This window comes from Pseudomonas svalbardensis (assembly GCF_030053115.1).
Lineage (GTDB): Bacteria > Pseudomonadota > Gammaproteobacteria > Pseudomonadales > Pseudomonadaceae > Aquipseudomonas > Aquipseudomonas svalbardensis.
This window is the reverse complement of sequence record NZ_CP125619.1, coordinates 1,709,785-1,731,180: the sequence shown is the minus strand read 5'-3', so window position 1 is coordinate 1,731,180 and position 21,396 is coordinate 1,709,785. Positions and strand designations below refer to the sequence as shown.

At 52.4% G+C, this 21,396-nt stretch carries 27 protein-coding genes and 3 pseudogenes; 13 read left to right on the top strand and 17 right to left on the bottom strand.

The window, feature by feature from the left end:
* Positions 1–46: 46 nt before the first annotated feature.
* Together tnpB and tnpA are read right to left on the bottom strand one after the other, a co-directional pair.
* Positions 47–382 carry an IS66 family insertion sequence element accessory protein TnpB gene (gene tnpB, locus QFX16_RS07875; protein ID WP_010465920.1) on the bottom strand — a complete coding sequence of 112 codons (336 nt, stop codon included), beginning with the start codon at positions 380–382 and terminating at the stop codon, positions 47–49.
* A complete protein-coding gene (gene tnpA, locus QFX16_RS07870; RefSeq protein ID WP_010465922.1) occupies positions 379–696 on the bottom strand; it encodes an IS66-like element accessory protein TnpA in 318 nt (105 codons plus the stop codon). The genes tnpB and tnpA overlap by 4 nt, the downstream gene beginning before the upstream one ends.
* 256 nt (positions 697–952) lie before the next feature.
* Between tnpA and QFX16_RS07865 the strand changes: the two genes are divergently transcribed.
* Both QFX16_RS07865 and QFX16_RS07860 read left to right on the top strand, forming a co-directional pair.
* Complete coding sequence (locus QFX16_RS07865; protein WP_283183485.1) at positions 953–1,180, top strand: hypothetical protein; 228 nt, start codon at positions 953–955, stop codon at positions 1,178–1,180.
* Between the two features lie 590 nt (positions 1,181–1,770).
* Positions 1,771–2,430, top strand: coding sequence for a carbonic anhydrase (locus QFX16_RS07860; protein WP_283183484.1), 660 nt, complete (start codon positions 1,771–1,773; stop codon positions 2,428–2,430).
* 206 nt (positions 2,431–2,636) lie between these two features.
* On the opposite strand, the pseudogene QFX16_RS07855 reads toward QFX16_RS07860, so the two are convergent.
* From QFX16_RS07855 to QFX16_RS07840, 4 genes and pseudogenes are all read right to left on the bottom strand, one after another.
* Positions 2,637–3,927 (bottom strand): annotated as a pseudogene (locus QFX16_RS07855) (IS110 family transposase).
* Positions 3,928–4,266: 339 nt separating this feature from the next.
* Positions 4,267–5,298, bottom strand: a complete 1,032-nt coding sequence (locus QFX16_RS07850; RefSeq protein WP_283183483.1) for a hypothetical protein — start codon at positions 5,296–5,298, stop codon at positions 4,267–4,269.
* A gap of 302 nt (positions 5,299–5,600) precedes the next feature.
* Positions 5,601–6,047 carry a hypothetical protein gene (locus QFX16_RS07845; RefSeq protein ID WP_283183482.1) on the bottom strand — a complete coding sequence of 149 codons (447 nt, stop codon included), beginning with the start codon at positions 6,045–6,047 and terminating at the stop codon, positions 5,601–5,603.
* A 39-nt stretch (positions 6,048–6,086) separates the two neighbouring features.
* Positions 6,087–7,136: a hypothetical protein gene (locus tag QFX16_RS07840; protein ID WP_283183481.1), complete on the bottom strand. Its 1,050-nt coding sequence runs from the start codon at positions 7,134–7,136 to the stop codon at positions 6,087–6,089.
* 27 nt (positions 7,137–7,163) lie between these two features.
* On the opposite strand from QFX16_RS07840, the gene QFX16_RS07835 reads away from it, so the two are divergent.
* On the top strand, positions 7,164–7,469 hold the full coding sequence (locus QFX16_RS07835; RefSeq protein WP_283183480.1) for a helix-turn-helix domain-containing protein: 306 nt from the start codon (positions 7,164–7,166) through the stop codon (positions 7,467–7,469).
* A gap of 184 nt (positions 7,470–7,653) precedes the next feature.
* On the opposite strand, the pseudogene QFX16_RS07830 reads toward QFX16_RS07835, so the two are convergent.
* Both QFX16_RS07830 and QFX16_RS07825 read right to left on the bottom strand, forming a co-directional pair.
* Positions 7,654–7,996 (bottom strand): annotated as a pseudogene (locus tag QFX16_RS07830) (CinA family protein); the annotation flags it as partial.
* A gap of 174 nt (positions 7,997–8,170) precedes the next feature.
* Positions 8,171–8,353 (bottom strand): hypothetical protein, encoded by a 183-nt coding sequence (locus QFX16_RS07825; RefSeq protein ID WP_439900108.1) that lies wholly within the window; start codon positions 8,351–8,353, stop codon positions 8,171–8,173.
* A 206-nt stretch (positions 8,354–8,559) separates the two neighbouring features.
* Between QFX16_RS07825 and QFX16_RS07820 the strand changes: the two genes are divergently transcribed.
* Positions 8,560–8,817, top strand: a complete 258-nt coding sequence (locus QFX16_RS07820) for a DUF6555 family protein (RefSeq protein ID WP_283183479.1) — start codon at positions 8,560–8,562, stop codon at positions 8,815–8,817.
* Entirely contained in the window at positions 8,814–9,059 is a 246-nt protein-coding gene (locus QFX16_RS07815) for a hypothetical protein (protein WP_283183478.1), read from the top strand. The genes QFX16_RS07820 and QFX16_RS07815 overlap by 4 nt, the downstream gene beginning before the upstream one ends.
* Positions 9,060–9,311: 252 nt before the next feature.
* Here QFX16_RS07815 and QFX16_RS07810 read toward each other — a convergent pair whose 3' ends face one another.
* Together QFX16_RS07810 and QFX16_RS07805 are read right to left on the bottom strand one after the other, a co-directional pair.
* Positions 9,312–9,686: a histone-like nucleoid-structuring protein, MvaT/MvaU family gene (locus tag QFX16_RS07810; protein ID WP_283183477.1), complete on the bottom strand. Its 375-nt coding sequence runs from the start codon at positions 9,684–9,686 to the stop codon at positions 9,312–9,314.
* Positions 9,687–10,100: 414 nt separating this feature from the next.
* Positions 10,101–10,418: a hypothetical protein gene (locus QFX16_RS07805; RefSeq protein WP_283183476.1), complete on the bottom strand. Its 318-nt coding sequence runs from the start codon at positions 10,416–10,418 to the stop codon at positions 10,101–10,103.
* Between the two features lie 248 nt (positions 10,419–10,666).
* On the opposite strand from QFX16_RS07805, the gene QFX16_RS07800 reads away from it, so the two are divergent.
* On the top strand, positions 10,667–11,473 hold the full coding sequence (locus tag QFX16_RS07800) for a TIGR02391 family protein (RefSeq protein ID WP_283183475.1): 807 nt from the start codon (positions 10,667–10,669) through the stop codon (positions 11,471–11,473).
* Positions 11,474–11,532: 59 nt separating this feature from the next.
* On the opposite strand, the gene QFX16_RS07795 is transcribed toward QFX16_RS07800, so the two are convergent.
* Positions 11,533–12,174 (bottom strand): DUF1109 domain-containing protein, encoded by a 642-nt coding sequence (locus QFX16_RS07795; protein WP_283183474.1) that lies wholly within the window; start codon positions 12,172–12,174, stop codon positions 11,533–11,535.
* Complete coding sequence (locus QFX16_RS07790) at positions 12,171–12,743, bottom strand: sigma-70 family RNA polymerase sigma factor (RefSeq protein WP_283183473.1); 573 nt, start codon at positions 12,741–12,743, stop codon at positions 12,171–12,173. The genes QFX16_RS07795 and QFX16_RS07790 overlap by 4 nt, the downstream gene beginning before the upstream one ends.
* A gap of 75 nt (positions 12,744–12,818) precedes the next feature.
* Between QFX16_RS07790 and QFX16_RS07785 the strand changes: the two genes are divergently transcribed.
* The 7 genes and pseudogenes from QFX16_RS07785 (at position 12,819) to QFX16_RS07760 (ending at position 16,599) form a co-directional block, all read left to right on the top strand.
* Positions 12,819–12,956 carry a hypothetical protein gene (locus tag QFX16_RS07785; protein WP_172792167.1) on the top strand — a complete coding sequence of 46 codons (138 nt, stop codon included), beginning with the start codon at positions 12,819–12,821 and terminating at the stop codon, positions 12,954–12,956.
* Between the two features lie 36 nt (positions 12,957–12,992).
* Positions 12,993–13,265 carry a BufA1 family periplasmic bufferin-type metallophore gene (locus tag QFX16_RS07780; protein WP_172792166.1) on the top strand — a complete coding sequence of 91 codons (273 nt, stop codon included), beginning with the start codon at positions 12,993–12,995 and terminating at the stop codon, positions 13,263–13,265.
* Between the two features lie 28 nt (positions 13,266–13,293).
* The gene (bufB, locus tag QFX16_RS07775) at positions 13,294–14,148 is read left to right on the top strand and encodes an MNIO family bufferin maturase (RefSeq protein WP_283183472.1); all 855 of its coding nucleotides are present in this window, start codon (positions 13,294–13,296) and stop codon (positions 14,146–14,148) included.
* A complete protein-coding gene (locus QFX16_RS07770) occupies positions 14,145–14,912 on the top strand; it encodes an HvfC/BufC N-terminal domain-containing protein (RefSeq protein WP_283183471.1) in 768 nt (255 codons plus the stop codon). The genes bufB and QFX16_RS07770 overlap by 4 nt, the downstream gene beginning before the upstream one ends.
* A 20-nt stretch (positions 14,913–14,932) precedes the next feature.
* Positions 14,933–15,406 carry a DoxX family protein gene (locus QFX16_RS07765; protein WP_283183470.1) on the top strand — a complete coding sequence of 158 codons (474 nt, stop codon included), beginning with the start codon at positions 14,933–14,935 and terminating at the stop codon, positions 15,404–15,406.
* 79 nt (positions 15,407–15,485) lie between these two features.
* Positions 15,486–15,611 (top strand): annotated as a pseudogene (locus tag QFX16_RS29685) (hypothetical protein); the annotation flags it as partial.
* A 64-nt stretch (positions 15,612–15,675) separates the two neighbouring features.
* Positions 15,676–16,599, top strand: a complete 924-nt coding sequence (locus tag QFX16_RS07760) for a YeeE/YedE thiosulfate transporter family protein (protein WP_349294211.1) — start codon at positions 15,676–15,678, stop codon at positions 16,597–16,599.
* Between the two features lie 6 nt (positions 16,600–16,605).
* On the opposite strand, the gene QFX16_RS07755 is transcribed toward QFX16_RS07760, so the two are convergent.
* The 5 genes from QFX16_RS07755 to QFX16_RS07735 all read right to left on the bottom strand — a co-directional run bounded on the left by QFX16_RS07755 (position 16,606) and on the right by QFX16_RS07735 (position 21,134).
* The gene (locus QFX16_RS07755; RefSeq protein WP_283183469.1) at positions 16,606–16,983 is read right to left on the bottom strand and encodes a hypothetical protein; all 378 of its coding nucleotides are present in this window, start codon (positions 16,981–16,983) and stop codon (positions 16,606–16,608) included.
* A gap of 298 nt (positions 16,984–17,281) precedes the next feature.
* A complete protein-coding gene (locus QFX16_RS07750) occupies positions 17,282–18,571 on the bottom strand; it encodes a sensor domain-containing diguanylate cyclase (protein WP_283183468.1) in 1,290 nt (429 codons plus the stop codon).
* Entirely contained in the window at positions 18,568–18,936 is a 369-nt protein-coding gene (locus tag QFX16_RS07745; protein ID WP_283183467.1) for a hypothetical protein, read from the bottom strand. Before QFX16_RS07745 ends, QFX16_RS07750 begins: the two co-directional genes overlap by 4 nt.
* 393 nt (positions 18,937–19,329) lie before the next feature.
* Positions 19,330–20,073 (bottom strand): abortive infection family protein, encoded by a 744-nt coding sequence (locus QFX16_RS07740; RefSeq protein WP_283183466.1) that lies wholly within the window; start codon positions 20,071–20,073, stop codon positions 19,330–19,332.
* Positions 20,074–20,273: 200 nt separating this feature from the next.
* A complete protein-coding gene (locus QFX16_RS07735; RefSeq protein ID WP_283183465.1) occupies positions 20,274–21,134 on the bottom strand; it encodes a hypothetical protein in 861 nt (286 codons plus the stop codon).
* Positions 21,135–21,396: the final 262 nt, after the last annotated feature.

Here is a 21,396-nt window from a genome sequence, read left to right as displayed (position 1 = left end):
AAGCAGACCGCCTACGGCAGTAGGCCAAGAAGCAAAATTAAAACTTTTAAAGCAGTGTAATTACGCCGCCAACGCCAACACGTTGCCAAGGTAGACCGAGCACCAACGCCCGAAGTTGCTCGGCATCCAGCTCCATCTCGCAACCTTGGCGAATGCCTGGCCAGTGGAATTTGCCTTGGTTCAACCGCCGTGCCGCCAGCCAAACACCAATTCCGTCATGAACCAGGACTTTCATTCGGTTAGCCCTGCGATTGGCAAACAGATAAGCACAGTGCGGCTTCGCCGCACCGAATACTGCGATCACTCTGGCCAGCGCAGTCTCGGTACCCGCGCGCATATCCATGGGCTCGGTGGCGAGCCAGATGGCGTCTATGCGGATCACTTGGCAAGCTCTCGAATAAATCGAGCGCACCCATCAGGATCGGAAACTGGCCACTTCACTGCGATGGCTTGTTCGCCAACGGGTATCTCGATGATCGCCGATGCCTCCGACGGCCGCTTAGGCGGAGCCTTCAACGGGACAAACGCAGGCAACGCGGCAACTGAGGTATGCCGGTAAAGCGGCAGCCATTTACGAATGACGTTGGCGTTGATGCCGTGAGCGATGGCAACGCTTGAAACGGTGGCCCCGGGCTGAAGGCATTCCTGAACGACCTGGGCTTTGAACGGTTTGGGATAAGAGCTTCGTTGGCGCATGGAAATCCTGGCGATTAAGGGTGATCGCGTCCGCTTAAAAATACGCGGACACCATCGCCCTTAATGCTGGAGTTTTGAAGGTGACATGGCCGGACGCTTACCAATGAAGGCCAATCTGCCTTTTTTATGAAAGTTTGCAAGATGTTGAAAGCCGAGCAGGACAAGCTCCGCGGCTATGCGGCAGAAGTGAAGGCTGGAACAATTGTGCGCGCCAAACCCGAACAAGTGGCGCGGTAGGAATTTTTACGAGGTAATCATGGGGCCAAGAAACCCTGCGGTGGGACTGAAGCGTGACCTTAAGGACATAGCTGATAATTTGGAGCTTGTCTCTGGTGAACTGAGCAAGCTGGCTGAGCGCATTGATGGAGTGGATATCACGGCCGTCCTCAATCTGATGTCGATGCTGTACAGCGACGCAGACAAACTCAGGGCTTATGCGGCAGAAGTGAAAGCGGGGAGGATTGTGCAGGCCAAGACGGGGTGAAAATCCATTCCGGAGCCCTGACCGGCGTCTTTTTTCTAACGCCCTGGCAAGATGCAAGTGTTGGTATAAACTTTTAGTTGATCCTCATGACTTTTTATAGCCCGTCTCCCCTTGACGGGCTTTTTTTATTTCTACCCTTTGCGCCCTTGCCTCAAGTCGCTCACTCGCTTGAGCAAAGACCGAGCCGGAGTGATTGTTCAGCACGAGCTATTGTTCCAGTGATCAGTTTTTCTTCAATCGCAGCTACCATATCCTAGCAGTTCGGCACGCGTTTCAGGGCCTGGCAGACAGAGCATCAGATTATTCCAACCATGCCCTCCTAGATTCAGTTAGATAAAGTCCCCTAATGTTCGTTTTCCGTCTGTCGCGGTGTGCAGTTCTTGACCCACACTCGCCTTTCAGGCCAGCGAAAGATAAATGGCGGCTACCAGTGGAGGGGTCGGTCATCCGCCGCGCTGGTCGTGGCTCGAAGTCCATCGCTGATCGGGTACAGTCAACGCGCGCGACGTCTGCGATAATGACGACTGAAGTGGCGCGATGGCATATCGAGTGCTCGTGCCAGCATCCGGCATTCTGGTTTGGAGGATTCCATGCGTGACATTATTGACGGCTTTCTGCGCTTTCAGCGCGAGGTTTATCCGCAACGCGTCGAGCTTTTCAGGCAGCTCGCGACTACACAAAATCCGAAGGCGTTATTCGTCACCTGCTCGGACAGTCGTGTTGTGCCCGAACTCCTTACGCAGCGCGAACCGGGCGAGCTGTTCGTGATTCGCAACGCCGGCAACATTGTACCGTCGTATGGTCCCGAACCCGGCGGCGTCTCGGCCACCGTCGAATATGCCGTCGCAGTGCTCGGCGTACAGGACATCGTGATCTGCGGCCACTCGGACTGCGGAGCGATGGGCGCGATTTCACGCTGCACGTGTCTGGATCATCTTCCGGCAGTCGCTAACTGGCTACGTCACTCGGACGCCGCGAAAGCGATTAACGCGGCGCATGAGTTCGACACACCCCGCGCGAAGCTCGATGGCCTCGTGCGCGAAAACGTGATCGCGCAACTGGCGAATCTGCGTACGCATCCATCGGTTGCCCTCGCGCTGGAGCAGGGAAAGATGAATCTACACGGCTGGGTCTACGACATCGAGGCGGGGTGCATCGATGCGCTTGATGGCGCGACACGACAATTCGTTCCACTTGCTGATTCGCCGACCACCGTTGCGATCGCTGCGCGCAACGGCAGACAGGTGTAATGGCTACAGACACTTGAGGGTGGCCGCTGCATTACTTCCGAAATACTTTCGCCCCCGCTAAGGTTAGCGAAGCGGCATTGCCCCTATCGGGCAAGTTTTGGAGCGGACCAGCCGTTCGAATGATTGCTCGGCGGGAATGGCGAACGACCAGAACTGGCCGAATTCTGCCGATGCTGACAAACAGCTTCACGCCCTGAGGAAGTCAGTCAACCTATATCGAGGTTCTTAAGGAGCGGTGAACAGCGCTTCCTCAAGGCATTCAAATAGGTGGTTCCATGGTAAAGCGTCCTAGTCTGCCAGCATCGATACAGAATCCGAATCCACTTAAACGCGAGTGCGCGTACAGCAGCTTGGTAGGTGCTCCCTTTGGCGCGTTGCTGCCGGTAGAAAGCTCCAGCCCAAAGGATTTATCGATGGTCTGCTTCACCCATTCCACGAATGGTCTGACGAAGAAATGTTGGACATTACCAGCGCCAATGCCCCCCTTCTTACCACTCCGCTCCGTCACCGGCGCTATGCCGGAATACATTTGCAGTTCGTCCGCACGATGGAAACGCTCACGTTGCTCTCGAAGGCTGCGAGTAAGCGTGGCGCTAGATGCGGGCCTGCGCCCGGCAAGCCACAAAACGATGCGTCATCCGGTGGTGCAGAAGCCACCCGCTCGATTTCCTTATCGAAGCGATCGATCGCCATGAGGACGGTGCTTAGTTGCTCCACCAACGCGAGGACGTGTAAGCGGCCAGGCTCGATAATGCGGGCATCTTCAGCGAGCGCAGATGCCGCACGGATCGTCGCTAAACGCGCCTCGAACAATGTGGCGCGACGCCCGTTGTGAGCATAAAAGAACGCTTCAAGCGTGGTTTTACGCGCCCGTTTGGCTGACAGGAGTGTCGGCCAGCGAGTGAGGAAATCGCAAAACAACAGAGTGCCTCGCTGCTCGAACCCTTCCAGTGCCTGCGGGTAATGTTGCTTGATGGTGCTGCATAAACGGTTGGTAAAACGCGTCTTGTCGTTGACCAGATCGCGGCGCTGTTCGATCAGGCTAAGCAGCGAACGCATGGCCACACTCTGCGGCCTGAGCGCGGTGAACCGTTCAGGATGGCGAAGCAGTAGATCGAGATCCAACTCCGCTTCGGTGGATCATCCTTGGCGCGACGTGGCTTGAACGCCACGCGATATTTGGCAAGCGTCGAGGGATTGATCGGGAACGGCACGAAAAAGGCATACTTCAGCAGGGCCGACACAATAGGCCTTTGGCTAACTCCAGAGCTACAGCGATAGGGCCACCGAAGCAAGGTGCAATGCCTTGGCCCACTCATCAATGCGATCAACCTGGTGCGGAATACAGTCGAACTGGCGATGATTGTCATCCCCAGCCTGTAGGCAAATATCACGTTTGGTATCTGCCCAATCGATGCCGACATAAGCTGTGAAGTGCTGAGTCAAGGACGCTGTCACGTGAACCTCCGCAAGCGATAAAATAGCTGCTAGGGACATGCATGCTTGCGTTCAGCGAAGGCAATATAGTGAGCCGGTGCGACGGCGAACCCTGAGTATTCGTTATCGAGCGCAAGCGCACTTGTAGACTCGGAACTAAAGCTGCAAACGTCATGCGTTTGGGTCGTTTTATTCGTAGTCTACAAGTGCATGTTCCACCCTCGCTGACAGCTACCTGCCAACCGTTACCAGTATCGGTGAAGGTGGGACGGACTATCTATAATGGGTCGAAAGCAGACGGTCGCGCCAAGCCAGACGCAGCCATTTGACGCACGGTGCCGAGGACCAAACCTTTAATTTCGCGTGCAACATGAAAATCTACGCGCTTGACGCATCTCGTCAAAACTTCAGCTTAAAGTGCGTCAGCGGTCCATCCTTCAAACGATTCAACACATGGGCAGTGACCTCCTCCATTTGACGGCGATCTTCTTCAATGTCTATTTCTGTTCCCTGGAAAGCCTTCAGAGTAGAGCGTCCTAAGGCATCTTTGATCGATGTGCAATATGAAATGATTTTCTGTTCCCAATAGTCATCCCCAGCTTTCACGTCGTCAAATTTTATTGACCTGCCTAATCTATCGAAAGCAAACACACCTCCACCTAGGAACGTGCGGATGCGATTCGTGGGGTGGTGATACTCGGCAGAACGCGCTGACATAGCTTTCAATAATGTTCCCAATAGGTAGGAGGCTCTAATGAGGCGCCTGTACATATCCTCTTCGGATTTAGGCTTCCTGTAGGTCGCAGGCAGTTGCCAAACCCAAACCCCAAACATGGTACCTGCATTGAAATCCGCGTCTGACTCTAACGCCCTTGCTTCATCATCGTTTTTCGGTGTGTAGTCACAATGTCCGTGGATCGCGTGAGCCAACTCGTGAAAATACAGCAGAAGACAGGCATCCAGTGCCAGCCCCAGCGCCTCAAATCCCGCCTCATCAGGATTCTGCACTCCCGGGAATAAACAGTGAATTGAGTTCTCTCCTAGACGATACTGATTTGCCAAGCCGGCGGTGCTGCTGCCCTCTTCAAGAGCACATAATTCAATAGCGGTCGACAGGACCACAAGCAATGTTCCAGCAGCAATGTCAATTCGGTACTGACCCTCACTGCCTCCAACCATAGCTTGAAAGGTATCATTGCCCCGAAATTCCCTGTCTATCGTCCAGCCCTGCTTGTTTAGCCTGTTCTCCCGCAACCCATCCATCAAAAATTCGATCTCTGAATCGAATTCCCTAAACATCTTTTCTGACAAGGCTAGTCTGCCGTCAACCAGATCGTGCGTTTGAAAAATGGCGTTGAGGGTGTCGCCTTGCGGGTACGCGCGTAGGGAAATACCAGCGGACTGAGGAGATTGCCCATCTATTAGATACATGACGTTTTCAGCCCTTTCCTGTTAATTTATTGGCGCAGGTCGTTCTACCGAGTCCCCCCTTAGGCCGTAGAATTATCGCCTACCCAGCCCTATGTGCAGGTTCGGGTGATCACCCTAAACTGTTTTAGACGGCTATACACCGCTGAAGCCCCAACGGAAATGGTCATAAGTAATCGGCGAGCCAAAGCGAAAATTGAGGTGGGTTGAAGAAATGATTACAATCGTTGAACGCTACAGGTAGAGGATGGTTGCATGATGAAAATCATACAACCGTTACAGCAGCGCAGGAGCGTTGAATATCGTTAACGAGTGATATTGAATACTTTGCGGGCTTTGAAGTGATCTTTCATTACGAAATACGCAACCCCCATTCCAGTTCCTACCAATATTATTAATGAAACCATGATCGAGTGAGTAGCGCGCAAAATAGCTATGAATATTGGGCTCATCAAAAGGGTAAAAGCGAATCCAAGCATTATTACCCAAGCGATAGCTAGCCCCTTACCTTTCGCAACTATCTCACCGTCTTCAAGCTGTGCGGAGTACAAAACATGCACACCCTGAAGTCGACGAACGAGCGCGAGCTTAACCGTTCGCCCCACCACTAAAAATGAACGCATGTAGTCGTCGCAAATGACATCTTTTACGCGAACACCGTTTATTTTTACAAACGAGATAATTCTTTGTCCTTCAATGTAAGAGCCGAAGCCAATTTCTTGAATGACGCCGTCTAGTATTACAAGTGCCATATAATACACCACCTTCGTGAAAGACATTAATTTCTTATATCAAATGTTCTTCGAGTAAATTATCTTCCCATTGGCATCTTTTAAATCAATGCGCTGTGGGCCGATCAATACAAATCGCTGAGGACCGAACTGTCCGGCGAAACGCTCTCGCTCCACAGACTTCACGTAGCCGTAGATGTCGATTTTCAAGCTTTCTTTTGTAGCTTCTAAGGTTCGAGCAAGTGCTTCATCTGGAACATCTAGCAGTAACTCAGAGCCACCTTGAAAGCCGAGGTAGTAAGAAGTTGGGCCAGGATTTATGTAGCAGCGAAGCTTGGGAGCCCGCGCCATAGAAGTAGAGTTGCGCTTTTCTTCATCTGAATATTCCAACTTATCCGAAAACAAACAGTTATCTATTCGAAAACCTTTCGCTTGCTGATCATAGTTGCTCAGTGAAATTGGCGTCCAATCATCAGAGCTTAATTTGACCAAATTATACTGCTTTGATTTTTCGGCCTCCTCTCCAACCAAGACGCCAAGCGCTGTCGTTAGATCTTTCTTCTTAAATGAATCTTGCTCAGACAGTCTTTCTGACGCCAACCGATAAAGCTCGGGATTTGCTTTCCGGAGATTGAACGCATCGGCAATGGACTCAGCAATATCCTCGGGTGATTCGTTCCAATCGCGTTTCGCGTTGTACAAATTGAATGTCGTCATTGGTTGCTTGGCGTCAAGATAGGCATTTGGATCTGCCAACCCAGGGTCTTGGAATACGACGACACGCGGAGCGTTTTCTTGAGCGAGTTGTTGCAAGACCGCTTGGTCAGACGCCTTCGCGTCAACCGCCGCAGGGCTTGCAGAAGCCTTAGAGTTTTCAGCTCTAGGCGTCTCACTTTCTCCCCCACATCCTGCTAACAACATGCAGCCGGCAGGTATCGCGAGCGCAAGCAGCCTGCGCCCTAGCTGCGAATATTGGCCAAGGACCATGAATTGTATCCCTATAAATTTTCCAGAATGACGGCCAATTGAGCGCTTCTGAGCCACTGATTTGCCATCGCCGGCCAAAGCTACCAAATCGGTAGTATTTAGAAAAGCAGCAAATTGCACCATGACGTCACTGATTTACTAGAAGACCTCATGAGCACCAGCACGCTATCCATAAGGCTCAAACACGCACGATTAAGTGCTGGGCTGTCGCAAGAAGAGTTAGGGATACGAATCGGCCTTGAGCCTGCTTCGGCGAGCACGCGTATGAATCGCTATGAGCTTGGCAAACGCGTTCCAGCCCCTGAGCTGATAGAAAGAGTCGCAGTTGAGCTGGATCTGCCCGCGGCATACTTCTACGCCTACCGTCATGATGAAGCGGAACTGCTTGAGCGTTACTTTCGGCTTAGCGAGTCTGGGAAGGAGCGGTTGATGGCTTATCTCAATAAACTTGAATAACCCCTGCCTCAATCACTTTCCGAAAAGATCCAGCAGGGGCGCTCAAGACTGCATACCTGCGTGCTGGTTGAGAGGCCATCGAAGGATGGCTGCGGACGGCTGTAACGTCTTCGATGCAAGTACCACTGGCGCTAATTAGGCTAAAGCTGAGACAGCAATTGTCGAGAAGCCCACGTTAAGCGGGCTGACCGGACAATACGCTCTGTCCAGGTTCGGTTTGGAAGGCCCATGCGAAACAGATGATGCCCGCCAGGATGCCGTCGATATCGTCCGGGCCTAGGTTACCGGTTGATGCCAAAGCAACATTCGCGGGACTGTCGCATAACGCACCCAACGCCATTTCTCGGGAACCCTCGCAGCGGGTCAGGTTGAATGTCTCAATGGTATTGGGACTGACATTTAATAAGCGCTGTTTGGCCTCAGGCCAATAAACCATATAACCCCTTTAGATCAGTTCGCCACTGCCTGCGACTTCAGACAGCAGCGCGACGATCTTGCCCCACCGTGCACGATTTAGCAGTCGTCAATCATGATGCGTGCTCGCGAAGGTAAGATGCAGTGAGGTCAGCATTGGACATACCCACATCTCCGCAAGCGAAGAAATGACCATGGTGGCTTGGACTGATTCGGATTCATGTGCGGTAGTCCGCACCTGCCACAGCCTCCATGTAGGCTTTATCGGCCTCAATTCGCAGGTCACGTCACTCCTGCCAAGTCACGATACCCAGTCGATCCATTTCATCAGCCTGACGCAAGAGTTTGTCATGGTAGGCATCCGGACAGTCCATCCGCATCGAGCAGTCGTCCAGCGCTCGGTGCCAGCGATCATAGGCGCGAAGCTTGGCTTCCTGGTCGGGAGAGAAAAGGCTTTTACAGGTGTTCATGGCGATGATCTCTTCGACATGATTTGCCAGTTGAACCTGCTAATTTCGAGACAGTTCAGGGAAGCCGACCAGAGGACAGACCGAAGCCTTGGAGAATCGCTTTTTATGCGGAAAGGACGGCATTACAGGAAAACCAAAACAGGTAATTTTTTTGGAATTTTTCATCAGCGGATTGCTCCTTTGCATATGAGCAAAAGGAGGGCCTCATGAATCGCACTGATCTGTACGTCATTGAATACCGGCTTCATGGTAAGCCGAAATCGTTTGTTATTCGCTCGCCAAAAATGCGGAACGCGGATGCTTGGCATTGGGCATGTTGCGACGCGGACCTGGCACCTATTCCCAAACCAGGGAAGGCACCACTCAGGGTGTTCAGCAAGCCCATGGCTGAAAGGTTCGGGGTGACGGATGTGAGATGGCGCGAGACCACCAAAGTGGATTGGACGGAGGCCGTTACAACATGAATCAGGAGACGCCGCCGGTGATATCGCAGGGCGATGATGAACTGGCTCGTAACGCGGCCCTCTTTTTCGAAGCAGACCGGCTGGAGGCGTACGCCTACAGCCTACTTGAGGGCGATTCGACGAGTGCCATTTTCTGGGAGCGTTTTACTGAAGCTAAGGCTCTGGCCGATGCTAAACGTACGGAAGCGCAGCAGGATCTGCTGCGCATTCACGGGCAACTTATAAACTCCACTTTATCCTGAACAGTCGCATGATGCGTTGGTAGCTAACCGTCCAGTATCGTGAAAATGCCGTCTCCAGCACCTCTATATAATCGCTCTATAATTCCCTATAAATTCTGCTTACGGCGCCACCCATCCCTGATTGCCTGACTATCAATTCTCCTGAACGTTCAGGCAAAAAAATCGAGGCTACTGGGAGCCACCGCAGTCATTCCAGGCCGATTTCGGACCAGAAAAAAGGCCCCACAGGGCCTTCGGTCATAGTCGCGTTCTTTACTTCTTGAGCCACGACTCGACGGTCGCAGACCCATGCTCAGATTTCCATTGCTTCAAAATCTTGTGGTTACCACCTTTTGTTTCAACGCGCTCACCCGTTTTGGGATGTTCATAGATTTTCACCTCGCGCGCTCGCCGAGTTCCTCCTTTCGGCGCGTCAGTAGCAGCGCCAGCACCGCGACGTCCGCTTTTTGGGTCCAAAAGGTTAACGACGTCCTTGAGACTGAACCCATATTTCGCAAGTAAGTCGCGAAGCTTCGTTTCAAATTCAATTTCTTTTTTCAGTCCGGCGTCACCCTTCAGTGCTTCAAGGGCCTCTAACTGCTCGGCCAAATGTTTTTCTAACTGACGATATTCTGCAAGCTTGGACATGTAATGCTCCTCAGGTCGAATGGTCACTGCTAGTTAAGTTTGCTTTCGCGCGACGTGAAAGCTGCTCCAGCCAAGTGGTAAAGGTAATCTAGCAGGTCTTGCGCGGCTCATTACTGCATCTATCCTGAGCACCGCCCGATGCCGGAGACTGCGCTCTGAACAAACAAAGGCAAAATGGAAACCCGCAAGTCGCTTTCAGTTGATGTTATTTAAATGACTGTGGCGAGATTGGAAAATTCCCATCTGACCTTTCTATGCGAGCGAACCGCTTGACTGGTTTCGGCCATAGCCCCGGACGATATACAGCTTTTTCACTACCTTGCTTGGTACTCAACAATGCATCAATAATTTTTTGACGGGCCCTGTCGCAGCTGCTGGTTGAAACGAGAATTGAAGGCGATGCGAGCAAAGTAGTTAAACAGATTCAATCGAAACCAGTTCGAAGTACTTAAACTTGCGCTTCTTCGCTTCCGCCTTCGCTTCCTGCTCAGCAATGAGGCTACTCAGCGTGCTCGCCTCGTAAACAAACATCTCAGCTTTGCCCTCAAATTCCAACGCTACACGGAGCGTCACCCTCAATTTCGGTGAGCGAGAAGTCGGGGCCCGCTGGGCTTTCGATACGTGCTGCTGATCAGACGTAACCCTCAGATCCTGGGCTTCTGGTGCAGCCTCATTGTTCGCAGTACCGAAAAGCGCATGACGCATTTCTTCTTCACTCAAATTATCTTTCATGCAGGTGTCTCGCTTGCTTTGGCTGGATGACCAGTACTAAGTGGAGAAAACTCAGGACCATACCGCTGCCTACAGAAACGGCAGCCCAATTGATCGGACTTGTTCGACGCATCTAACTGAACCACTGAGGCGACTTGATGGAGGGCTAAAAGTCACAACGCAAGAAACGCTAGGAGATACTCTCTTTTGCTAGGCTTCGTTTCACCGGCACGGTGCCCGTGTGGCCCGTTCATATTTCGGCATCACGGATGAAAAAAATGGCCCTATTCTCCCAAGATCAACTCGAAGCGATCGCAAATGCCCTCGGCGACACAGATACGGGTCTCACTGGTCCTGAGATAGAGCTGTTTCTTGCATCAGCCAAAATGAATGATCCGGGCAAAATCACAAAACGCATCAGGATCTATAACGCATTTGTCGAAAGCCAAAATACAAAGTGTAATCGCACTCACGTACTGGAGTTTATACGCCTAGCAATGAAGCCAGCTCGTTATAGTCGATCACCCGAACGCTTCGAGCCAATGCGCGCACTAGTCAACGAAGCGCTCGCTTTTGCATCGCTCATGGTGGATCAAGCAGGTCATCTTATCCCGGCAGAAGCGGTGCAGACGCTACCTGAGGCCCAGCGCAGAGCACGCGATCTGCGTGCGGACATGGAAAATCGAGGGGTCCATCCCGACGTTCTGAGGTTTTGTCGCTCGGAACTGTTAGCAGACAACTACTTCCACGCTGTTCAGGAAGCCGTGAAGAGCGTTGCAGCAAAAATGAGAGAGCGCACAGGTTTGACGGATGACGGAGCCCCGCTGGTAGACCGGGTGCTAGGGGGCGATCCGCCGCTTTTAGCCATCAATCCACGCTCCACAGTTAGTGAGAAAAGCGAGCAAAGCGGTTTTGCAAATTTGGTTCGAGGTACATTTGGGATGTTTCGAAACCCAGTTGCCCACGAGGCTCGAATACATTGGAATATGACGAAAGAGGACGCAGAAGATTTGCTGACAATCGTTTCTCTAATTCATCGGCGTCTGGATATAGCCTATATGCCGCCTAGGCTGTGAATTGACCATGCAGAGAGTCAGTGGTGGAGTCGCTGGATAACTAGCGATTTTCAACCCCACTACCATTGAAGCCAGCGCGGTCCGAGCAGCGCACCGATAACGGTTGGTATCAACATGCCAAGCAAGTACCAGACGCCCCAGAACGGGACTTCCATTTCAGGGCAATGCAGGCAATAGGCAATGGTAGCCATCGCCCCTGAAAGCAGCCCGCCGCAGGCTCCGGCCAGTCTCAGGTGAGTAGGTGCCAACCCGCGCAGCGCCCAAAAGACCGCAATGAACCCCGGAATCGAAAGCAAGATGATGTTCAGCGTACACACGCGCCAGGTTTTACCGAAGATCATCGAAGCACGCACGTCCGGGGCTGCTGTCATCAGGACATAGAGGGCGCCGGCCCACACCGCTGCTACCGCAGCAATGACCAGCAGTTGGCCGGCGCCTGGCGTAAGTCCGGGTCTCGCCAGGCGCACAACCTGGCTCAACGCCCCGACCATAAGGCACAGGGGTAAGGCAATCTTTGCCCAGAAAATCGGAGTTGCCGCCACTGCGGCCAGATCCGGACGTGCGCCAAACATGACCATCACCAGCAAGAAGGCCGTTATCAGACCGACCAGCACCGCGACGCCGAAACGCTTTGCGAGCGCATGCCGGTCGATCGGTGTAACACCGGTCGCCAGCATGGAAATAAGATCGTCAGTTTTCATCGTGTACCTCTAATTCTGTCGGCCAACGCCTTAAGCCCGCGATGGATGCCAATCTTTACCGCTGACTCCGAAAGCCCGGTCATTTGCGCGGACTCGGCGACCGACAAGCCTTCAAGCTTCACCAGCTGGATCGGCAAGCGCTGCCGCTCAGGCAGTTGCTCAAGTAACTTGCCGAGGTCGCGATGGGCCTGCTCCGGCTCCAGATGTGGCTCGGCAAACAGCTCCGCCACATCGTCGAGCGAGTAATTGAGCACTTCATTGCGCGACCTGCCACGAAAAAAATCCGTGAGTTTGTAGCGGGTGATGGCAAACACCCAGGCCGTCAGCGGTTGGTCCGCACGGTACGTTTGTCGACCGTTATGGACGGCCAGTAAAACCTCTTGCAGCAAATCCTCGACTTCACCCGGTTGTCGCTGAAGTCGGGTTCGAACAAAGCCGCGAATATGACCGCTCAGCTCCTTGAGGAAAGTGCCATAAGCCCGCTCGTCTCCACCCAGGCCCGCAAGGAACAAGGTCTGAAGATGAATTTCCCGGCTGCGCAATGCGTCGTTATGTGTAGTTCGTTCCATCGTCCACTCTGGTTACACGAGGATGAAAGTATTCTGTACTTGCATAACGCCAGCGCCAATAACGGGCGATGGATCATGCTTGCCGCCAAAGCCATAAGGCAACAAGCAGATTCATTTTGCGGTTCTAAAAAATATTTTGCGATGGCTGTAACCGGATTTGAAAACTCAGCGAACTACCTTTCGGATCTGAAGCACAGCGCACTCCTGCACTGATGCGACGACCCACCCTCATGATCCCGGAGAATAACCATGAACAATCTGAAGCTTGCTGCCATAGCCGTTGCCTTTTCCTCCTTTGCTGCCGGCGCCATTGCCGCCGAGACCCCAGCCGCCGCAGGCGCCATGGAAAAATGCTACGGCGTCGCCATGGCCGGTCAAAACGATTGCAAGGCCGGTGCAGGTACCACCTGCGCAGGCACCGCCAAAATGGATTACCAGCCGAACGCCTGGAAAAACGTTCCAGTCGGTACTTGCACCACCATCAAGACGCCAAAAGGCACCGGCAGCCTCACGCCTATGTAACGTCAACACCACGGGGCACACACTAATCATGAACAAACCATTCCAGATCGGGGCCGGACTCGGCCTCAAACCGAACCATTATCAGGAGGCCCACGACTGCACGGTCGAAGGGCTCTGGTTCGAAGTTCATCCGGAAAACTACATGGTTGGTGGTGGCCCCCGCTTGGCGTGGCTGGAGGCCATTGGCGACCGGCACCCGTTGTCGTTGCACGGGGTGTCACTTTCGCTGGCGGCTGATTGCCCGCCGGACCCGGAGCACTTGAAACGCCTGAAACAGCTCGCTGATCGCGTTCAACCGGCATTGATTTCCGAGCACCTGGCCTGGTCAGCCTGGCGCGAACAATACCACCCCGACCTATTGCCTTTTCCCCGAACAAACGAAGCGTTACAGCGTATCGCAAGCAATATCCAGCGCACACAAGACGCCCTCGGACGTCGCATTGCCATCGAAAACCCGACCCATTATTTGCACCTGAACGGGCATGACTACAGCGAACTGGAATTTCTCACCGAATTGAGCACGGTGACTGGCTGCGGCTTGTTGCTGGACGTCAACAACGTGCACATCAGTGCGCACAACCTGGGTTTTAACGCCGCCGATTATCTGGATGCCTTTGCGGCCGACGCCATCATGGAGATTCATCTGGCGGGGTTCACCAAGGATCCGGGTAAATCCACGTTACTGATCGACAGCCATGATGTCCCTGTCGCCGAAGGTGTCTGGTCGCTGTACAAGCGGTTGATTGAGCGGATCGGCCCGCGTCCAACACTGATCGAACGCGACGACCATATCCCCGCTTTCGACGTTTTACTGGCCGAGCGCAACCGAGCGCAGACGTTATTGAACCTTGGGCAAAATCAGCGAATGAAGGTGGCGATATGAAGCCCTCTCTCGCAAGCTTTCAGGATGCCTTCGTCGATGCGTTATACGGCACTGAATCATCCACGATGGATTCGCTGACCCAACAACCAGGCTTTGCGGTCTATCGCAATACCGTACTCAAAGGCACGACGGATGCGTTGCTAGCCAACTTCCCTACCGTAGAGCGCCTGGTGGGCACTGCCTGGCTTAAAAGCGCCGCCGCCATACATGCCCGGATTTCACCGCCAACAGATGCACGTTTACTGAATTACGGAGCGGGCTTCCCCGACTTTCTCGACAAATTCGAGCACGCGCAAGACATGCCGTATCTGGGCGACGTCGCCCGTCTGGACCTGCTCTGGACACAGGTTCATTGCGCCGCTGATGAGCCTGGTCTTGGGCTGAACGACTTGGCGCAGATTCCCGCTACGGAGTTGGGCAACTTGCGGCTTAAACCACGGGATGCCGCTCGTTGGGTCTGGTTGCCGGACTGTCCCGCCTACACAATCTGGTGCGTTAATCGCGAACAAAGGGAAATGCCTGAAAAACTCGAATGGCGAGGTGAAGGTGCACTGCTGACACGCAAGGCCGGCCGCGTGCATTGGCAGGCTGCGAGTGCCGCAGAGTGTGCCTTTCTCGACGCCTGCGCGGCGCACCTGCCCCTCGATGTCGCTGCTGACTGGGCCATTGGTGTCGAGCCTGACCTGAACCTGGAAAACCTCATTATTCGCCTGGTGAGTGCTGACGCGTTTGTAACGGCGGAACTCCCGACAACCAATTGCTGAAGCCATCAACGGAGCACAGCATGGATACCATCCACACCCGCCCACCTGTCGACGACAATTCCCTGCGTGGCCTTTGGAACCGCGTTGCAACCCGATTGGGCGATCTGATCAGCGATTCGTTTCTGGTGTTGGTGGCGCGCATCGCCATCGCCGCCATTTTTTTCATGTCAGGGCGCACCAAAGTCAGCGACATTCTGACGATTACACCGAGTACCTACGAACTGTTCCGAACGGAATACGCCTTGCCCCTGATCTCTCCAGAACTGGCGGCACACCTTGCGACTTACAGCGAGCACCTATTTCCACTGCTCCTGGTGCTCGGCCTGTTCACCCGTTTATCCGCCTTGGCATTGCTGTGCATGACCTTTGTCATCCAGGTTTTCGTTTACCCCGATGCTTGGCCGACTCATCTTTCCTGGGCTGGCTTGCTGTTGCTCATCGTCGCGCGCGGTGCAGGAGCACTTTCGCTGGATCGCAGACTGGGCATCCGGTGAACGATTCACATATGAAGAAACTCTTGGGCAAGAGTATGCGATTAGTTAACGGCACCCCGACGGCACACATCCAGCGTGAATCGTTGGCTGCAACGTTCAGACAGCGGTCGATACGCCGCACCATTTGATCGTTGTGTATGAGGTGACCAACGTCGGTTCCGACCGCGATCAACTCAGCTCGATGGCCAAGCAGGCCCGCGAGGCGACACAAGTAGCCTGATCGAGAGCTACGCTAATTCCTAGTGAGGCCTGGTCCATCCAAATCAGCAGTGGCACACGAAATGGTTTTCTCTTTACTGATGGCGTTGGTATTAGCGTTCCTGATTGGCTGGGTTTCGCAGCGCATGGGCATGTGCCTTGTCAAAGCGAGCGAACAATTGCTGGCGGGGCGCCCGACGTTGTTTGTGGCACTGACATCGTGTGGATTGTTCGGGTTGCTGCTGGCCCCGCTCTATCGTTTCTCCGAGGTCAGCCTGCCGCTGTACTCGCCGGGTATTTCCTATCCTTTACTGGTTTCGGGAGGCTTGTTGTTCGGGGTGGCATCGGTGCTGAACAACGGTTGCAGCGTAGGTACGCTGACCAGGTTTGCCAGTGGCAATTTCAATAAACTGTTCACAATGATCGGCTGGGTCCTGGGGATCGTGCTCTGGTATTACATGCGCATGATGCCCGAACAGAAGACCATTCTGATGCCGGAAATTTCCAGCCGGCATTACTGGCTGTTGATCGGTGTAGTGGCGCTAGTGCTGACTTTTTTGGTCTGCATACATGGTAATAAACACCTGGTTTTCTCCAGCATGCTGCTGGGTACGTTGACGAGTGCGCTCTATACGTTCGACCCGTTATGGACACCGAGTGTGTTCTTTTACAATGTTTCGCAGTTGTTCTGGCAAGCCGATATGGCAATCAGCGCCCGGCGTATTGCTGTGTTTGTCATGTTGCTGGCAGGCATGCTGAGTTTTACCGTGTACAGGAAAATGTTTCGTTTCGAGGCCTTTACCCCATCAAAGGCTGGCGTTCATTTGTTGGCGGGTACTTTGATGGGGATTGGGGCTTCGATGATGCTCGGCGGTAACGACTCGCAAATACTGTTGGTGTTTCCGACACTGAGCGTTGCTTCAAGCATTCCAATGGTGTCGATTGCCACAGGCATTCTGGTGTCATTGTGGTGCAAAAAACGCTTTACGAATTGAACACTCTCAAGATGGTTCCGCTTTCGACTCAATAATATAGACAGTGATGATAGACAGAAACAGCCCAAAGGGACCATTCAAGTTACCCAAATTAGATTCATACCTGAAAGATTCACATCGACAAACAGCTTGAACTTGCGGCTTGAATTGAAAGGTGGAACGCAAGGCAATAGGCCCTTCTGATGAGCGGCCCGCCCCTACTTGGACAGCAGAAAACGCAAAGGCCAGTGGTGCATAGAGAGATCCGTGTCTTTCCAAACTCCTTAACGAGCTTAGATAGATGTCTTTCAAAGATTCTTCGGTCACGCTTTTCCCCGCCAACACGGAAACGATCTCCCCGACGCGAAGCTTAAACACCCGGGTCGCCATCTGGATGGCTTCCACTGTGTTCTATTCGAATAGCGGGATTGGCGTATTACGCGACCGGATCTATCGAAGGATATTTAGGCACAGCCTTGTTCATTTGCGATTAAAGCCCCATTGTCGGCTAATCCCAAATAAACAACTTCGGACAGGACACCACCGCCTGGCAATAACAAGCATTTGTTGATCACCGCCAGACATGGCGCCAGCCTGCTGCTTGCGTCTTCCCTTCAATATCGGGAATAGCTGGCACATATTCGCGATATCTTCAGCCATGGCTTTGCGAACTACCTCTCGTCAACTCACGAGACGCCATAAATTAGCAGTCATCAATATCAACTATACAGTTTCTACCCCTGGATTTTGCTTGGTAGAGCGCGCTATCGGCTGAGACTAACAACTGCTTGAGAGTGGATCGCGATTCACTCATCGAGGCACACCCAATGCTGACTGTGATTTTGATTTCTTCATCACAAGCATCGACACTAGATGCTTCAATGCTGCTCCTTAGTCGCTCAGCAATCACTGAAGCCTCGACGCTATTACTCTTAGGCAACATGACGATAAATTCTTCGCCTCCAAACCTAGCTATAGTATCTCCGGGACGAAGAACTCCCTCGGCAATTTTGACTATAGACTTAAGAACTTCGTCGCCAATGGGATGCCCCCAACTATCATTAACATGCTTGAAGTGATCGGCGTCTAGCATGATCATCGATATTGAGTGCTCGTATCGACTTGCCCGAGCCAACTCTTTCTCTGCCAAGTTAAAAAAGTGAGCGCGATTAACTGCGCCTGTGAGGTGGTCTTTAGTGAGCAAATTGGCCAGATTATCACTCGACACTTTTCGCTCAGTGATATCTCGAAATACAACGGTATAGCCAGAAAACTCATCACTTTCGTCGCGCAAAACGGCAATCATTGTTTGAGCAAAAAAACTGTGTCCTGATTTGTGCTGGCAAAGATAGTCTCGTGAATGCCAACCTTCTTCACGTGCAAATGTAAGTTGTTCCTTCAAAACATCAACTTCCAAGGCGGACAAGCTATAGAAGCGGCCCAACGCCTCACCAATAGCCTCGGATTCCGTGTAACCGGTTAAACGCTCTGCCGAAGGGCTCCAACTGTTAATTACTCCCTGCTTGGTCAAGCCGAGGACTGCGAAATCGTTAACAATCGTATAGATGGCGTCCAGCCATGAGTCTGTCTGCCTTAGTCTCCTTTCAGTTGCAACTTGAGAAGAGATATCAGTTAGAACTGTTATCAGGACGTCGTCGTTAACCTTTACAATAGTACATGCGAGTACAATACCTCCGTCGGCTGCGGACGACACGTGGATTCTATGGTTTACACATATTGATCCGCACGACTCTCTAAAACTCGTTACAAGGTTACGTAACTCAGGCGCCACTGAAGCAAGCGTCTCAAATAAGTTTTCAAGTCCTAGAGAATTAACTAACGGCATTAACAATTGAGTTGCCATGGGATTGAGCATGTCAATCTTGCCGTATGGGTCGGTTCTTACCAGCCCTACGGGCGATAGATACATAAATGACAGTAGTGCCTCATACTCTGATTCAATTGAACCATTGTCTTGTTCATCACTAATCATTTTGAAGCTGCCCGATCAACTAATAGAAAGCGGGTGCTAGCATCACTTTCTTTAAGCAGTCTTAACCTAACGGGGATTGGCCGCATTCTAAGCGCCAGAACGTAAGAAATGATCACGTCTAACGCAGTTTCATTCTCAAATCTGTGAGCGACCATAGCGTTATTCATGCAGGGCGCAATTTCCAAAAATAAATTCTTACCTAAAACACGTTCCTGTCGTAAGGCAGCGCTTTTAGCTTCAAAAGTATTGTAGATTAGCACTTCCGAATCTTCGTTAAAGCCAATTATGCCGAAGTTCAGAGCATCTAACTGATCAGGCGCGCTCAACAATGCTTGTATCGATGTTTCTTCGAATGTAAGATTCATTTCCCTACTCACTCGCAAAGTATAACATTAATATTTAAACACCCAGACGCGCCATCCTCAACCTCTCATATAGCAACACCCCAATTTAGCACTCAATTATGAAATACGGATAGCCACCTTCCGAATTAATCTTACCCCCTGCTCCAATGTTTCGTATCCAAAGCGCCTACCTTTGAAACGCTTCAAAAAGAATCTACTATCAAATCAAGAATAGCTACTCATTTTTATTGTGCAGCCCACCAACTGCATTTTAGCCAATGCCTGACTATTCACCTTGGGGTTGGTTGGGTGCACTCGAATTGCTGTTTTGGGCCGATTTCTGTCTGTGGACAGCGATTGGCAACTCCCTTCGCTGAAGTTATTTATCCGCCCCCTTATTGAGCAATGCCCCCCTCAATCCCCGTTCTTTGCCTCCCATGTGGCGAGCAAAAAAAGCGCAGTCGAGCCGGCAAGATTCACTGCCAGTTCTGCATGCCGTGGAGCAGCCTTCACCCCGCCCTTTCCTTTTCCATGGGCATCGCTCAAACGATTCCGAAGCGCCCCTAAACCCTCTATAACGGCTGTGCACCCTCCAAGAATTTGCTTGAACACAACTTCCTCATGCTGTGCCTTTGTCAGGTTTAGAAGCGTAGCCGTTTGCTTGTAGAGCCTGTTCAGGTCAGGAGTCGTCTCATGGTCGCTCGCTCCGGCCTCGTCAAGAATGTGTTTGCATACCGATTCCAGGAGCGTTCGAGCCATTGTGATAGCTCCCTCGGGATCAGTTGAGCGCCTTTCAAGCGCCTTGGTCCATGCGATACGAACGTGCTCAGCGTCAATGCGATCCAGCGCCTCTGAAACAACGATATCAGAGGGGTGGCCCCCAGCTGATTCAGCGAAGTCAACGAGCAACCGGAACTCATCCCAGATGAACTTCCTCCGCTCGGCGTACTTCGGAAATTTCGGCTGGATGAATCCCCAAAATTGATCCAAGTTCCTGTGACGGCGCACCCATCCGGGAACCAGTGACGTCACACGAGGATCATCAAGAACGCTCTGTCGGTACAGAGGATAATCTCGCTCATCGTCGTCATTCCCGTTTCCGGTAGCACGATTGATGTAAATCGATTGCAAGCCGTCAACGTCATCAATGAGAGCCATAGCTTCCGCACCTTCGCCGTTTGGAGTTCCAACCGTTATAGCAGTCCAATCATCGTGTGTGACCAAGCACATAGGAGCCATGAAGCTTCGCGCACCCTGTTGTGATGAGCACATGGCCAAGCTCATGGAACCCCCCAAATGCTCGGGTATTAGCGCCAGCGCGAATCGAGCAGCTCTACCTCCGGAACGCTTCAGGCTGCTCATGGGATGGTGAACGCTCTGAGCGCCGCGATTCGGCCTGCCAAATCGGCTTCAAGCTGCCGAACTCCTTGCTCATTTCCCAAATAACGTATGTGCCGGAGATGGGCGATATCAAAGGGGATATCTACTGGGTTCTGAGTGATGATTATCACTTCTTTCCCCAGCGCGTGAGCTATTCCCATTTCATAAAAAACGTTCGCGTTTTTGCCGGTGCAGTCACACACGACAATTGCTGCTTGGTCTATTAGATCGACGACGTCTTGGATTATTGAGGGGTGGTCCCAGCGGTTGTCTGCTCGGCCGCTCTCCATTCCATTTGATGTAGCTGCGCGTTGGATCGCTTCCCAAATCGCATCGAAGCCCGCGAAAGGCATCATTGCAGACAAAAGATTAGGGCGTACTCGTTGCGGCGCGTCCAACTGGAAGACGACAGGTTGACGGACCGGCTCACGCCATTCGGTCAACAACACTTTAAACAAATTGGCGTCTTTGATCGCCCAGTGACTATGTGCGAATGGGCCGAACCCTCTTCGCGGAATGTGAATTCCTAACGCAGGAGCGAGTGCGATCAGATCCATTTGGGGGATTGGCGGAATGTCAGGGTCGTATCGGTATTCGACTACTACAGTGCCCCCCTGGATACGCGTGCTAATGATTTCTCCAACACGCGCAACCTGGCCTGCACCATCTCCGTAGGTTTCAGGGGCAAATACGGCGGGTAGCGTTCGCATCAAATCAAAATTGGGGAGATCCCCGACCTTCCACTGCTGCTCCTGCGTCTGATCGATATAAACACGCCCTAGCGCAACATCATCACGACGCCCGGTCCATCCTCCTGCCATGACCAAAAGATTGAACATGAATCCACTCCTGTGTGAGACACCCTCGGCATCTAAATGTTTGGCTGCGTAATGCAACCGAAAGCTGAGCGCCTCTAGTACGGCTCCAACTGCCCACACCGTTTTCCCAGACCAACTGGCAGTAATGACTGGCTGACATATCCAAAGAATAGGGTTGCAAGTCTGACAACGGAATGGAAAAAACGCCCCCCCTGGAGCCGCACCTCTTGGCTGGATTCAAGAGTAGCTGGATTTAACAATTTTCTAGAGAGAACACCACGCT

Bases quoted from the DNA above. Each gene is read 5' to 3' on its own strand.
- tnpA (WP_010465922.1), bottom strand. From the start codon at position 696: ATGCGCCAACGAAGCTCTTATCCCAAACCGTTCAAAGCCCAGGTCGTT.
- QFX16_RS07865 (WP_283183485.1), top strand. From the start codon at position 953: ATGGGGCCAAGAAACCCTGCGGTGGGACTGAAGCGTGACCTTAAGGAC.
- QFX16_RS07860 (WP_283183484.1), top strand. From the start codon at position 1,771: ATGCGTGACATTATTGACGGCTTTCTGCGCTTTCAGCGCGAGGTTTAT.
- QFX16_RS07850 (WP_283183483.1), bottom strand. From the start codon at position 5,298: ATGTATCTAATAGATGGGCAATCTCCTCAGTCCGCTGGTATTTCCCTA.
- QFX16_RS07845 (WP_283183482.1), bottom strand. From the start codon at position 6,047: ATGGCACTTGTAATACTAGACGGCGTCATTCAAGAAATTGGCTTCGGC.
- QFX16_RS07840 (WP_283183481.1), bottom strand. From the start codon at position 7,136: ATGGTGCAATTTGCTGCTTTTCTAAATACTACCGATTTGGTAGCTTTG.
- QFX16_RS07835 (WP_283183480.1), top strand. From the start codon at position 7,164: ATGAGCACCAGCACGCTATCCATAAGGCTCAAACACGCACGATTAAGT.
- QFX16_RS07825 (WP_439900108.1), bottom strand. From the start codon at position 8,353: ATGAACACCTGTAAAAGCCTTTTCTCTCCCGACCAGGAAGCCAAGCTT.
- QFX16_RS07820 (WP_283183479.1), top strand. From the start codon at position 8,560: ATGAATCGCACTGATCTGTACGTCATTGAATACCGGCTTCATGGTAAG.
- QFX16_RS07815 (WP_283183478.1), top strand. From the start codon at position 8,814: ATGAATCAGGAGACGCCGCCGGTGATATCGCAGGGCGATGATGAACTG.
- QFX16_RS07810 (WP_283183477.1), bottom strand. From the start codon at position 9,686: ATGTCCAAGCTTGCAGAATATCGTCAGTTAGAAAAACATTTGGCCGAG.
- QFX16_RS07805 (WP_283183476.1), bottom strand. From the start codon at position 10,418: ATGAAAGATAATTTGAGTGAAGAAGAAATGCGTCATGCGCTTTTCGGT.
- QFX16_RS07800 (WP_283183475.1), top strand. From the start codon at position 10,667: ATGAAAAAAATGGCCCTATTCTCCCAAGATCAACTCGAAGCGATCGCA.
- QFX16_RS07795 (WP_283183474.1), bottom strand. From the start codon at position 12,174: ATGAAAACTGACGATCTTATTTCCATGCTGGCGACCGGTGTTACACCG.
- QFX16_RS07790 (WP_283183473.1), bottom strand. From the start codon at position 12,743: ATGGAACGAACTACACATAACGACGCATTGCGCAGCCGGGAAATTCAT.
- QFX16_RS07785 (WP_172792167.1), top strand. From the start codon at position 12,819: ATGCTTGCCGCCAAAGCCATAAGGCAACAAGCAGATTCATTTTGCGGT.
- QFX16_RS07780 (WP_172792166.1), top strand. From the start codon at position 12,993: ATGAACAATCTGAAGCTTGCTGCCATAGCCGTTGCCTTTTCCTCCTTT.
- bufB (WP_283183472.1), top strand. From the start codon at position 13,294: ATGAACAAACCATTCCAGATCGGGGCCGGACTCGGCCTCAAACCGAAC.
- QFX16_RS07770 (WP_283183471.1), top strand. From the start codon at position 14,145: ATGAAGCCCTCTCTCGCAAGCTTTCAGGATGCCTTCGTCGATGCGTTA.
- QFX16_RS07765 (WP_283183470.1), top strand. From the start codon at position 14,933: ATGGATACCATCCACACCCGCCCACCTGTCGACGACAATTCCCTGCGT.
- QFX16_RS07750 (WP_283183468.1), bottom strand. From the start codon at position 18,571: ATGATTAGTGATGAACAAGACAATGGTTCAATTGAATCAGAGTATGAG.
- QFX16_RS07745 (WP_283183467.1), bottom strand. From the start codon at position 18,936: ATGAATCTTACATTCGAAGAAACATCGATACAAGCATTGTTGAGCGCG.
- QFX16_RS07740 (WP_283183466.1), bottom strand. From the start codon at position 20,073: ATGGCTCTCATTGATGACGTTGACGGCTTGCAATCGATTTACATCAAT.
- QFX16_RS07735 (WP_283183465.1), bottom strand. From the start codon at position 21,134: ATGTTCAATCTTTTGGTCATGGCAGGAGGATGGACCGGGCGTCGTGAT.